The sequence below is a fragment of the Micromonospora desertarenae genome (genome assembly GCF_056150265.1).
Genome location: NZ_JAXCFQ010000002.1, coordinates 576,731 through 589,599, shown reverse-complemented (window position 1 = coordinate 589,599; position 12,869 = coordinate 576,731). Strand labels below are relative to the sequence as shown.

The following is a 12,869-nucleotide window of genomic DNA, read 5'->3' as shown; positions in this document are numbered from 1 at the left end:
CGGGCTCAGGCCAGCGGCAGGTAGACCCGGCCGCCCGAGGAGACGAACTCTTCCGACTTGTCCCGCATGCCGCGGGCCGCGTACTCCTTGAGTTCCTGGGTGATCTTCATCGAGCAGAACTTCGGGCCGCACATCGAGCAGAAGTGCGCGGTCTTCGCCGGCTGCGCCGGCAGCGTCGCGTCGTGGTACGACCGGGCGGTCTCCGGGTCCAGCGAGAGGTTGAACTGGTCCTCCCAGCGGAACTCGAACCGCGCCTTGGACAGCGCGTCGTCCCAGGCCTGCGCCCCGGGGTGCCCCTTGGCCAGGTCGGCCGCGTGCGCAGCGATCTTGTACGCGATCACGCCCGCCTTCACGTCGTCCCGGTCCGGCAGCCCGAGGTGCTCCTTCGGCGTCACGTAGCAGAGCATCGCGGTGCCGAACATGCCGATCATCGCCGCGCCGATCGCCGAGGTGATGTGGTCGTACGCGGGCGCGATGTCGGTGGTCAGCGGACCGAGCGTGTAGAACGGGGCCTCGTGGCACCACTCCTGCTGGAGGTCCACGTTCTCCTTGATCTTGTGCATCGGCACGTGCCCGGGGCCCTCGATCATCACCTGCACGTCGTACTCCCAGGCGATCCGGGTCAGCTCGCCGAGCGTCCGCAGCTCGGCGAACTGCGCCTCGTCGTTGGCGTCCGCGATGGACCCGGGGCGCAGCCCGTCACCCAGTGAGAACGTCACGTCGTAGCGGGCCAGGATCTCGCAGAGCTCCCGGAAGTTGGTGTAGAGGAAGTTCTCCTCGTGGTGCGCCAGGCACCAGGCCGCCATGATCGAGCCGCCCCGGGAGACGATCCCGGTCACCCGGTCCACCGCCATCGGCACGTACGGCAGCAGCACCCCGGCGTGCACTGTCATGTAGTCCACGCCCTGCTCGGCCTGCTCGACGACGGTGTCCCGGAACACCTCCCAGCTCAGCTTCACCGGGTCGCCGCCGACCTTCTCCAGCGCCTGGTAGATCGGCACGGTGCCGATCGGCACCGGCGAGTTGCGGACAATCGCCTCGCGGGTCTCGTGGATCCGCTTGCCGGTCGACAGGTCCATCACCGTGTCCGCGCCCCACCGGGTCGCCCAGGTCAGCTTCTCCACCTCCTCGGCGACCGACGAGGTGACCGCCGAGGTGCCGATGTTGGCGTTCACCTTCACCAGGAACGCCTTGCCGATGATGGCCGGCTCGCACTCCGGGTGGTTGACGTTGAGCGGCAGCACCGCCCGCCCGGCCGCGATCTCGTCGCGGACGAACTCCGGCGCCATGCCCTCCCGGATCGCCACGAACTCCATCTCCGGCGTGACGATCCCGGCCCGGGCGTACGCGAGCTGGGTCGGCCGCTTCCCGGCCACCCCGGCCAGCGGGGTACCCGGGCCGCGCACCGGCGCGACGTCCCCGCGCTCGGCGATCCACGGGCCACGCAGCGGCGGCAGCCCCACCGCCGGGTCCGCGCCCGGCCCCGAGGTGTCGTAGAGCCGCACCGGCGGGTTGTCCCCGGTCAGGTCCACCTCGGCGAACGGCACCCGCACGTCCGGCCGGGACCCCTCGACGTACACCTTGCGACGTGCCTGCATGACAGCCTCCCTGGTGATCAAGCGGACCAGCCGAAGTGGTCCAGCGGGCCGCGTCCCGCGCCCAACGTCCAGTCCCGCGCGCCGGCCAGCCCGCGGGTCACGTACTCCTTGGCGGCCTGCACCGCCGCCGGCACCGGGTCGCCGAGCGCCAGCCGGACCGCGACGGCCGCCGAGAACGAGCACCCGGTGCCGTGGTTGTGCCGGGTGGCCACCCGCGGCGCCCGCAGCAGGGTGGTCACCCCGCCGCCGTGCAGCACGTCGACCGCCTCGCCGTCGGTGTCCACGTCGCCGCCGGTCACCACCACGTGCGCCGGTCCGCCCGCGGCGAGCGCCTCGGCGGCGGCCACCATCTCCTCGACGGTGGTCACCGGGCGTCCGGTGATGGCCGCGGCCTCCGCGCAGTTCGGCGTCGCCACCTCGGCGTACGGCAGCAGCCGCTCGACGGCGGCGACCACGCCCAGCGCGTGTCCACTGGTGGCGACCAGCACCGGGTCGACGACCAGGTGCGGCAGCCGGCCGTCCCGGGCGGCGACCGCCACCGCGTCGGCGACCGCCGGGCTGCCGAGCATCCCGGTCTTGACCGCGCGCACGTCGAAGTCGGTCAGCACGCTCTCCAGCTGGTCGGTGACCGTGCGCGGGGGCAGCGGCAGGACGGCGTCGACGCCCCGGGTGTTCTGGGCGGTGACCGCGGTGAGCACGCTGGTCCCGTACGCGCCGAGGGCGGCGAAGACCTTGAGGTCGGCCTGGATGCCGGCACCGCCCCCGGAGTCGGAGCCGGCGACGGTGAGGACGGTGGTGGGGGTCACGTCGCTCCTCGAGTGGTCGCGGTTGGTGGCTGCGGCGCGGCGGCCGCCGCCGCGAAAGCTCTGGTCAGGGTGGTGGCTGTTTCGGTGGGGTCGTCGGCGCGCATGACCGCACCCAGCACCGCGACTCCCCGGGCGCCGGCCTGGACGCAGGCGTGCACCTGGTCGGGGGTTTCGATGCCGCCGAGAGCAAGGACCGGCACCGGGCTTACCTTGGTCAGCTCGGCCAGTCCCCGGGGGTGCAGGGGTGGGCCGTAGCCGGGTTTGGTGCTGCTCGGGTGTACCGGCGAGAGGGTGACGTAGTCCTCTGTGGTGAGTCGGCCCAGCTCGGCCCGGTCGTGGCAGGAGCGGCCGACCAGGCCGACGCGCGGCGGCGGGTACGGGCCGGCAGCCGGCAGGTGCACCGCATCACCGCCGAGCGGGTCCGGCCCGGCGACGACCAGGGTGCCGCCGACGTCGCCGAGGATCGCGCGCAGCTCCGCCGCGAGCGCCAACCGTTCGGCGCGGGGCAGGTCCTTCTCCCGCAGCACCACCCACCGAACTCCCCCACTCACGGCCGCCGCCAGCACCTCGACCAGGGGCCGCCGCGCGAGCCGCCGATCGGTCATCACCACCACCCCGGCGGGCACCCACCCGGCGCCCGCCGAGATCTTGGAAGATTCCGGCCCCTCCGGGGGCCCTTTCCTTCCAAGATCTGGCCGACCGGCTGCCGGCCGGGCCGCTGCCGCCTCGGGCGGACCGGCGGCCAGCCCTGGCGGCGCGGTCACAGGTCGGGCCTTCCCTCGTCGGGGGTGGAGGCGAGCGCGTGGAAGCGGCGGGCGATCCGGCCCGCCCCGTACGCCAGCCGCCCGGCCTCGACCGCGAACCGCATGGCGGTGGCCATCGCCACCGGGTCGGCGGCCCGGGTCACCGCGCTGGCCAGCAGCACCGCGTCGCAGCCGAGTTCCATGGCCAGCGCGGCGTCGGAGGCGGTGCCGATCCCGGCGTCCAGGATCACCGGCACGTCAACGCTCTGCCGGATCAGCCGGATGTGGTGCGGGTTGGACACCCCCAGCCCCGAGCCGATCGGCGCCCCGGCGGGCATCACCGCCGCGCAGCCCACGTCGGCCAGCCGGCGGGCCAGCACCGGGTCGTCACTGGTGTACGGCAGCACGGTGAACCCGTCGGCGACCAGTTGCTCGGCGGCGCGCAGCAGTTCGACGCCGTCCGGCAGCAGGGTGCGCTCGTCGCCGATCACCTCCAGCTTGACCCAGTCGGTCTCGAACGCGTCCCGGGCCAGGTGCGCCACCTTGACCGCCTCGCCGGCGGTGTAGCAGCCGGCGGTGTTCGGCAGCAGCCGCACCCCGCACCGGTCGAGCAGTTCCAGCAGCCCGCCCGACCCGGCGGGGGTGGTGTCCACCCGGCGCAGCGCCAGGGTGACCAGTTCGGTGCCGGACGCCCGGATCGCCTGCTCCAGCACGTGCAGGTTGGCCGCGCCGCCGGTGCCCAGGATCAGCCGGGAGGTGAGGGGGACACCGCCCAGGTCGAAGGTCACCGCGCTCACCCGCCCTGGGCGGCGCTGAGCACCTCGACCCGGTCGCCGTCGCGCAGCACCGTCGCCGGCCAGCCGCTGCGCGGCACCACCTCGCCGTTGACCGCCACCGCCACGCCGCGCCGCTGCGGGGTGACCTCGCCGACCAGGTCGGCCACCGTGGCACCGCCGGGCACGGTCCGCCCGGCGCCGTTCACCGTCAGTTCCACCTGTCCTCCTCCGTCGTCTGCCCGGGTGAGCCGGCCGGCGGCGCCGGCGCGGGTGGGTGGGCCGGTCCGAAGCGGTCCGGCGCGAAGGGGGCGAGCAGCGGGTCCGGCTCGCCCCCGGCGGCCAACTCGGCGATCAGGTCGGCGGTGACCGGGGTGAGCACGATGCCGTGCCGGTGGTGGCCGGTGGCGGCGAGCACGTCCGGCCGGCCGGGCAGCGGGCCGAGGATCGGGGCGTTGTCCGGCGTGCCGGGGCGCAGCCCGGCCACCGTCTCCACCAGGTCGTACTCGGCCAGCTCGGGGAGCAGGTCGACGGCGGCGCGGAGCAGCCGCAGCACGGCGCCGGCGGTGACGCTCCGGTCGGCGCGCTCCTCGACCGTCGCCCCGACCACCACCTCGCCGCCGGACCGGGGGACGAGGTAGACGTGCTCGCCGTCGGCGTACCCCCGGATCACGTGCCGGAAGCCCGGCGGCTCGCCGCCCGGCGCGCGCAGCCGGAGCACCTGCCCCTTCACCGGCCGGACCGGCAGCCCGGTCAGCGCGGCCGCGCCGCAGCCGGCCGCCACCACGGTGACCCGGGCGTCCAGCGCGGACAGGTCGCGTACCGCGTGCGGCACCAGCACCGCGCCGGCCGCGGTCGCGGCCGCCCGCAGCGCCGGCACCAGCAGCCGCGGGTCGACCTGGTGGTCGGTGGGGGCCAGCGCGCCGCCGCGCACCCGGGGCGCCAGCGCCGGCTCGCGGTCACGCAGCTGCGTCGGGCGCAGCGGCGTCACCGGCAGCCCCAGCCCCTGCTGGTACGCCCAGAGCCGGCCCGCCTCGGCCAGGTCGTCGGCGGTGAGCCCGACCATCAGCGTGCCCTCGGTCCGGTAGCCGATCGGCAGCCCGGTCGCCTCGGTCAGCTCGGCGGCGAACGCCGGCCAGCGCGCCGCGGACGCGCAGAGCAGCCCGGTCAGCTCGCGCTCGCCGAAGTACGCCTCGGCGACCGGGGAGAGCATCCCGGCGGCCACCGCCGACGCTCCCGAGCCCGGGTCGGGGTCGTGCACGACCACCCGCAGCCCGCGCGCCGCGCAGCGCCAGGCGACGGCCAGCCCGACCGGCCCGGCGCCGACCACCGCCACGTCGGGGCGGCCGGTGGTCAGCACGTCAACGCCCCGAGCAGTTCGGCGGTGGCCCGGCCCGGGTCGGCGGCACCGGAGAGCGCGCCGACCACCGCCACCCCGTACGCCCCGGCGGCGCGCAGCGCCGGCACGGTCGCGGCGGTGACCCCGCCGATGGCGATCACCGGCACGTCCACCGCGGCGGCGACCGCCGCCACCCCGGCCGGGCCGATCGGGTCCGGCAGGCCGATCTTGGTGCTGGTCGGGTGGCAGGGGCCGACGCCGAGGTAGCTGGCGCCGGCGGCCACCGACTCGGTGGCGGTGCCCGGGTGCCGCGCGGTGGCGCCGAGCACGGCGGCGGAGCCGAGCACCCGGCGGGCCGCGCCGACCGGCAGGTCGTCGGCGCCGACGTGGCCGCCCGCGGCGCCCACCGCCAGCGCCACGTGCAGCCGGTCGTTGACCAGGCAGGTCGCGCCGTACCCGGCGCAGAGCGCGACCACCCGGCGGGCCAGGTCGTACGCCTCCCGGTCGGTCGCGGAGTCCGCCACCCGGACCTGCACCACCAGCTCGGCGCGGGCCACCGCGAGGGCGGCCCGGACCACGGTGAGCGGATCCCGCCCGGGTCGGGTGTCGGTGACCAGATGCAGTCGCCCAAGGGACGGCACGGCAACACTCCTCCCTGCGCCGGCATTACCCGGATCAGGTTCGACGGTCGGGGGCTTCCAGCCCCCCTCTCAGCCCGGTCCACCGGGCTCCCGTGGGTTACGTCGGTGTCACCGTACGACAGATCCGCCGGCCTGCCAAGACGGGGTTCGGCAATCGCAGGACGCCGGTCCGGCGCGGTGAACGACCCTCGATGCCTCCTGGCGACGGAGCACTTCGTACGGTCCTGTTCGGAATGTCGCTCGCCGTTGCCAAACCGTTACCAGCCGGCATCTTGCCCGCAACGGATCCAGCGGGATTAATTTGTTCAGCGATTCGACAAAATGCTGGTGCGGACATCCTGGCACGGTGTCCGCTCCGGTCCATCCGGGACGGTCTTCGGCGAGCCGGCCCCCGCGATCCCTGTCCACAGCGACATAGGAGGCGGCGTGTCCCGATCTCGTCGTGCCCGTCTACCCGTCCTGGCCACCCTGCTACCCCTCGCGCTCACCGCGACCACCCTGTTCGGCGTCCCCGGCGCGCAGGCCGCACCCCCCGCGCAGACCGCACCCGCCGCGCAGGCCGCGCCGCTGACGGCGCCCGCCGCGCAGACCCAGCCACGGACGGCGCCCGCCGCGCCGCCGGCCGCAGCCGCGCCGGCGGCCGACGAGCCGTTCTCGGTGCTGGTGTTCTCGAAGACCGCCGGCTTCCGGCACGACTCCATCCCGACCGGCATCGCCGCCATCCAGCAGCTCGGCGCCGAGCACGGGTTCACCGTCGACACGACCGAGGACGGCGCCGCGTTCAGCGACGACAACCTCGCCCGGTACCGCGCGGTGATCTGGCTCTCCACCACCGGCGACGTCCTCGACGGCGAGCAGCAGGCCGCCTTCGAGCGCTACATCCGCGCCGGCGGCGGCTACGTCGGCATCCACGCCGCCTCGGACACCGAGTACAGCTGGGCCTGGTACGGCGACCTGGTCGGCGCGTACTTCGCCAGCCACCCGGCGAACCAGCAGGCCACGGTCAAGGTGGAGGACCACGCCCACCCGGCCACCGCCGGGCTGCCGGAGCGCTGGTCCCGGTTCGACGAGTGGTACAACTACCAGTCCAACCCGCGCCCCGACGTACACGTGCTGGCCAGCCTGGACGAGACCAGCTACTCCCCCGGCGCGGGGGCGATGGGCGCCGACCACCCGATCGCCTGGTGCCACGACTTCCAGGGCGGCCGCGCCTGGTACACCGGCGGCGGGCACACCCGGGAGTCGTACGCCGAACCGCAGTTCCTGGCCCACCTGCTCGGCGGCATCCGCTCCGCGGCCGGGGTGGCGGACGCCGACTGCGGCGCGTCGCTGACCGCCAGCTTCGAGAAGGTGACCCTGGACAGCAACACCAGCAACCCGATGGAGCTGGACGTCGCCCCGGACGGGCGGGTCTTCTACGTCGAGCGCGACGGCCGGGTGCAGATCGTCAGGCCGGACACCGGCAACACGGTCACCGCGCTCGACCTGGACGTGTTCACCGGCAACGAGGACGGCCTGATCGGCATCCGGCTCGACCCGGACTTCGCCACCAACAACTGGGTCTACCTCTACTACGCCCCGAACGACGGGATCGCCCGCAACCTGCTCTCCCGGTTCACGGTGACCGGCGACAGCATCGACCCGGCGAGCGAGAAGCAGGTGCTGCGGGTGGACACCCAGCGCAACACCTGCTGCCACGCCGGCGGCAGCATGGCCTTCGACAGCGCCGGCAACCTCTACCTGGCCACCGGCGACAACACCAACCCGTTCGAGTCCAACGCGTTCACCCCGATCGACGAGCGGCCGGGGCGGCAGGACTACGACGCGCAGCGCACCTCCGGCAACACCAACGACCTGCGCGGCAAGGTGCTCCGGATCCACCCGGAGGACAACGGGACGTACACCGTCCCGACCGGCAACCTGTTCCCGGCGGGGACCGCGAAGACCCGGCCGGAGATCTACGCGATGGGCTTCCGCAACCCGTTCCGGATCGGCATCGACCCGGCCACCGACACCCTCTACGCCGCCGACTACGGGCCGGACGCCAGCGCCGCCAACCCCGACCGCGGCCCCGAGGGCACCGTCGAGTGGAACATCGTCGGCACGCCGGGCAACTACGGCTGGCCGTACTGCACCGGGGCGAACTACGCCTACAACGACTACACGTTCCCGTCCGGCCCCAGCGGGCCGAAGTTCGACTGCGCCGCGCCGGTGAACGATTCGCCCAACAACACCGGCCTCACCAACCTGCCGCCGGCCATCCCGGCCACCGTCGACTACGACTACAGCGGCAACCCGCGGTTCCCGGAGATCGGCGGCGGCGGTGCGCCGATGGGCGGCCCGGTCTACCGGTACGACGCCGAGCTGAACTCGGACCGCAAGTGGCCGGCGTACTACGACGGCAAGGCGCTCTTCGGCGAGTGGAACCAGTCGAAGATGTACACGATGCAGCTCACCGGTGACGGCAGGAGCCTCGTCGACATCAACCAGCTCCTCACCGGGATGACCATGCTCCGGCCGATGGACTTCGAGTTCGGTCCGGACGGCGCGCTCTACCTCATCGAGTGGGGCAGTGGCTTCGGCGGCAACAACGACAACTCCGGCGTCTACCGGATCGACTACATCGCCGGCGACCGGGCCCCGATCGCGGAGGCCAGCGCCGAGCCGACCTCCGGCCCGGCGCCGCTGACCGTCGCCTTCTCCAGCGCGGGCTCCCGCGACCCGGACGGCGGCACGCTCAGCTACGCCTGGACGTTCGGCGACGGGCAGTCCGCCACCGAGCCGAACCCGACGCACACCTACACCAGCGCCGGGACGTACAACGCGCAGCTAACCGTCATTAACCCGAAGGGCCGGACAGCGGTGGCCAACGTACCGGTCACGGTGGGCAACACCGCGCCGACGGTGACCATCGAGTTCCCGCCGGATGGCGGCTTCTTCGACTGGGGCGACCAGGTCCGCTACACGGTCACGGTCACCGACCCCGAGGACGCGGAGATCGACTGCGACCGGGTCCGGCTCCAGGTGCTGCTCGGCCACGACGAGCACGCCCACCCGCTGGAGCAGCACACCGGCTGCACCGGCACGGTCCAGACGTCGCTGGCCTCCGGGCACGGCGCCGAGGCGAACGTCTTCGCCGTCTTCGAGGCCACCTACACCGACCTGGGCGGCGCCGAGGGCGCCGGGCCGCTCACCGGCCGGGCCATCGAGCAGCTCCAGCCCAAGCGGAAGCAGGCCGAGTTCTTCACCGCCACCGGCCGGGTGCCGGGCGCGACCGGCGGCGGGGACCCGGGCGTGCAGCGCGAGACCACCGGCGACACCGCCGGCGGCGGCCAGAACATCGGGTTCATCGAGGACGGCGACTGGTGGTCGCTCGCCCCGGCGGACCTGACCAACATCACGTCGATCCGGTTCCGGGCCGCCTCGGCCACCAGCGGCGGCCGGATCGAGGTCCGCGCCGGCGCGCCCGACGGGCCGCTGGTCGCCTCGGGCACCGTGCCGGGCACCGGCGCCTGGCAGACGTACGCCGACGTGACCGCGCCGGTGACCGGCCCGGCGGGCGGCACGCTGTACTTCGTCGCCCGGGACCCGGCCGGCGGCGCGGGCGCGCTGTTCAACGTCAACTGGATGGACTTCCTCGGCCGGGGCGTCACCGAGAACGCGCCGCCGGTGGTCACCGCCACCGCCAGCCCGGCCACCGGCACCGCGCCGGTCACCGTGGCCTTCGACGGCACCGCCACCGACGCCGAGGGCGACACCCCGCTGACGTACGCCTGGGACTTCGGCGACGGCGGCACGGCGTCCACCCCGGACGCCACGCACACCTACACCAGCCCGGGCACCTTCACCGCCACCCTGACCGTGACCGACAGCAGGGGCGCGAGGTCGTACGCCACCGTCCCGGTGCGGGTGGACGCGCCGAACACGTCCTGCTTCGGGGCGCGCTCGGACGACTTCACCGGCGCCGGCCTCGACAAGGCCCGCTGGGGCGTGGTCCGGGAGAACCAGCTCTACTCGGTCTCCGACGGGGCGCTCCGGCTGCCCACCGCGGTGGGCGACCTCTACGGCGGCCGCAACGACGCCACCAACCTGGTGCTCCAGCCGGCGCCGGCCGGGGCCTGGCAGGCGACCACCCGGGTCACCCTGCCGGTGACCGCCAACTACCAGCAGGCCGGCCTGCTGGTGTACGGCGACGACGAGAACTACGCCAAGCTGGACCTGCTCTACTCGGGCGGCCGGCGGGTGGAGTTCATCCGGGAGACCGCCGGCGCGCCGCGCAACGAGGCCGCCGACAGCACCGCCGCACCGGCCGGTGACACCCTGCACCTGCGGCTCACCAGCGACGGGACGAACCTGACAGCTGCCGTCTCGGCCGACGGGCAGACCTTCACCCCGGTCGGCCGGTCCGCCGCGCTGGCCGGCATCACCAACCCGCGGATCGGGCTGTTCGCGCTCAACGGCGGCACCGACGCGCCGGTGGTGGAGGCGGCCTTCGACTGGTTCCAGGTCTCGCCGGACGCGCCGGCCGGACCGGTGGACCCGTCGGACGAGTTCACCGGCGACACGCTCGACAAGTGCCGCTGGGACGCGATCCTGCGGGAGAACCCGACGGGCTACCGGGTCACCGGCGGCGCGCTGCGGATCGACGTGCCGAACGGCGACATCTACGGCTCCGGCAACTCCGGGCCGGCGAACTTCATCCTCCAGAACGCCCCGACCGGCGACTGGACCCTGGAGACGAAGGTCGACGGCAGCCTGCTGAACGAGCAGTACCAGCAGGCCGGCCTGATCGTGCACGCCGACGACGACAACTACCTGAAGTTCGACTACATCGTGGACAACCAGCCCGGCCAGCCGGTGACGCGGCGGATCGAGTTCCGCAGCGAGATCGGCGGCGCGGTGCAGAACCCGCAGCCGGAGGCGGGCAACCTGACCGCCTCGGTGTGGTACCTGCGGCTGGCCCGCACGGGCGACACCTTCACCGCGTCGTACTCGGCCGACGGGACGGCCTGGACGCCGCTGACGGCGCTCACCAACAGCGCCGTCGGGGCGACGCCGAAGGTGGGCCTGTTCACCCTCGGCGCCAACCAGACCGCGTCGAAGACCGCCGCGTTCGACTACTTCCGGCTCACCACCGAGGCTGCCGACCGGACCGCCCCGGTGACCACGGCCACGGTCTCCGGCACCCCGACCGGGGGCTGGCACACCGGCCCGGTCACCGTCACGCTGACCGCCGCCGACGAGGACGGTGGCAGCGGGCTGGCCGGCACCGAGTACCAGCTGGACGGGGCGGCCACCTGGACCGCGTACACCGGCCCGGTGCCGGTCAGCGGCGACGGCGAGCACGAGCTGCGGTTCCGCTCGACCGACCGGGCGGGCAACGTGGAGTCGACGAAGAGCGTGCCGGTCCGGATCGACGCCACCGCGCCGGTCACCTCGGCGACGTTCGCGCCGGCCAACGACGAGGGCTGGCACGACGGGACGGTCCCGGTCGTGCTGACCTCGACCGACGCCGGGTCCGGGGTGAAGACGGTGGAGTGGTCGCTGGACGGCGGCGCGTGGACGCCGTACTCGGCGCCGGTCGAGGTGACCGGCGACGGGCAGCACGAACTGCTGTTCCGGGCCGCCGACAACGCGGGCAACGCCGAGACGCTCAAGTCGGCGGTGCTGCGGATCGACGGCACCAGGCCGACGCTGCTGGTGTCCGGGATCGCCGACGGCCAGCTCTACGGCGACAGCCAGGACGTCCGGGTGTCCTGGCAGGCGGTCGACCCGACCTCGGGCATCGCCTCGGTGGTCGGCGACCTGGACGGCCGGCCGTACGCCAGCGGCACCCTGCAGGCCATGTACGAGCTGCCGCTCGGCCTGCACGAGCTGACCGTCACCGCGACCGACAAGGCGGGCAACGTCACCACCTCGGAGGTCCGGTTCTTCGTCACCACCTCGTTCCGGGACATGCAGAACCTGCTGGACCGGTTCAAGGCGACGAGCCGGCTCTCGGCCAAGGCGCACAAGCAACTGTCGGCGAAGCTCAGCGACGCCCGGCAGGCCGAGGCGGCCGGCAACGACCAGAAGGCGATCAAGGCGCTGACCGCCTTCCGGACGCTCGCGGCCGACGCCACCCTGGTGCCGGAGGCCGAGATCCGGGACACCCTGGTCCGGGACGCCGACGCCATGATCGTCCGGCTCGGCGGCACGGCCAGCCGGGCCGGCGTCCGGGCGAACGACGGCGAACCGGTCGACGGCGCCGGCCGGCTCGGCGGCGATCCCACCCGGATCGCCCCCGGTCGCCGGCTCTGATCCGCGGGTCCCTTCCCGCCGCCCCGGCGGCGGGAAGGGACCCTCCCGCGATTCCATCGAGGAGACGCCCGTGACGCGTACCTGGCAGGCGGTCGCCGCCGCGCTCGTCGGACTGGCCCTGGCGTTCCTGTCCACCGCCCCGGCCGCCGCACACACCGGGAAACTCAAGCTCACCGTGGCCGGCGACGGCGCCGACGGGGTGACCGTGCAGGCGGTGTACGCCGACGGGCACCGCCTCGACAAGGTGGTCCGGCTGACCCTCACCGCCACCGGGCCGGACGGCCGGCGGGTCGGGCCGGTGCAACTGGAACCGGCCGCCGAGGGGCAGGGCTTCTACGCCAGCGGCCCGATCCTCTCCCCCGGCCGGTGGCGGGTCACGGTGAGCGCCCCCGCGCCGCACCGGGGCGAGGCCGCCGCCCAGGTGGAGGCGCGCGGTGCCCAGTCGCCCCCGCCGGCCCCCGCCCCGGTCGCCGTGACCGCCCCGGCGGCCGGCACCCGAGCCCCCGCCGGCGACGGGGGTACCGGCTGGTGGCCGCTCGCGCTGGCCGGTCTCGGGCTCGCCGTCCTGGCGGCGGTGGCGGTGCCGCTCGTCCGGCGCCGCCGCGCCTGACGCCCACGCTCCCGGTCGCGTCGACCCGGCGGCCGCGGCGGCGCGCCGGGCACGCCGGT

General features: G+C 74.4%; 9 protein-coding genes and 1 riboswitch. Of the genes, 2 read left to right on the top strand and 7 right to left on the bottom strand.

What is annotated here, in order from left to right; translation table 11 throughout:
* Window positions 1-5: 5 nt before the first annotated feature.
* From thiC to SM577_RS05805, 7 genes are all read right to left on the bottom strand, one after another.
* Window positions 6-1,598: a phosphomethylpyrimidine synthase ThiC gene (gene thiC, locus SM577_RS05835; protein WP_302919504.1), complete on the bottom strand. Its 1,593-nt coding sequence runs from the start codon at window positions 1,596-1,598 to the stop codon at window positions 6-8.
* Between the two features lie 17 nt (window positions 1,599-1,615).
* Window positions 1,616-2,404 (bottom strand): bifunctional hydroxymethylpyrimidine kinase/phosphomethylpyrimidine kinase, encoded by a 789-nt coding sequence (gene thiD, locus SM577_RS05830; RefSeq protein ID WP_302919505.1) that lies wholly within the window; start codon window positions 2,402-2,404, stop codon window positions 1,616-1,618.
* Window positions 2,401-3,009 (bottom strand): thiamine phosphate synthase, encoded by a 609-nt coding sequence (locus SM577_RS05825; RefSeq protein ID WP_302919506.1) that lies wholly within the window; start codon window positions 3,007-3,009, stop codon window positions 2,401-2,403. The genes thiD and SM577_RS05825 overlap by 4 nt, the downstream gene beginning before the upstream one ends.
* A gap of 155 nt (window positions 3,010-3,164) precedes the next feature.
* Entirely contained in the window at window positions 3,165-3,944 is a 780-nt protein-coding gene (locus SM577_RS05820; protein ID WP_302919507.1) for a thiazole synthase, read from the bottom strand.
* A complete protein-coding gene (gene thiS, locus SM577_RS05815; protein WP_302919508.1) occupies window positions 3,941-4,141 on the bottom strand; it encodes a sulfur carrier protein ThiS in 201 nt (66 codons plus the stop codon). The genes SM577_RS05820 and thiS overlap by 4 nt, the downstream gene beginning before the upstream one ends.
* Window positions 4,132-5,280 carry a glycine oxidase ThiO gene (gene thiO, locus SM577_RS05810; protein ID WP_474586437.1) on the bottom strand — a complete coding sequence of 383 codons (1,149 nt, stop codon included), beginning with the start codon at window positions 5,278-5,280 and terminating at the stop codon, window positions 4,132-4,134. Before thiO ends, thiS begins: the two co-directional genes overlap by 10 nt.
* Window positions 5,274-5,900, bottom strand: coding sequence for a thiamine phosphate synthase (locus SM577_RS05805; RefSeq protein WP_302919510.1), 627 nt, complete (start codon window positions 5,898-5,900; stop codon window positions 5,274-5,276). Before SM577_RS05805 ends, thiO begins: the two co-directional genes overlap by 7 nt.
* Window positions 5,895-6,004, bottom strand: a riboswitch (TPP riboswitch). It overlaps the preceding gene by 6 nt.
* 322 nt (window positions 6,005-6,326) lie before the next feature.
* On the opposite strand from SM577_RS05805, the gene SM577_RS05800 reads away from it, so the two are divergent.
* Window positions 6,327-12,200, top strand: a complete 5,874-nt coding sequence (locus SM577_RS05800) for a ThuA domain-containing protein (protein WP_474586436.1) — start codon at window positions 6,327-6,329, stop codon at window positions 12,198-12,200.
* Between the two features lie 70 nt (window positions 12,201-12,270).
* Entirely contained in the window at window positions 12,271-12,810 is a 540-nt protein-coding gene (locus SM577_RS05795; protein WP_474586435.1) for a hypothetical protein, read from the top strand.
* The last annotated feature ends 59 nt before the right edge of the window (window positions 12,811-12,869 follow it).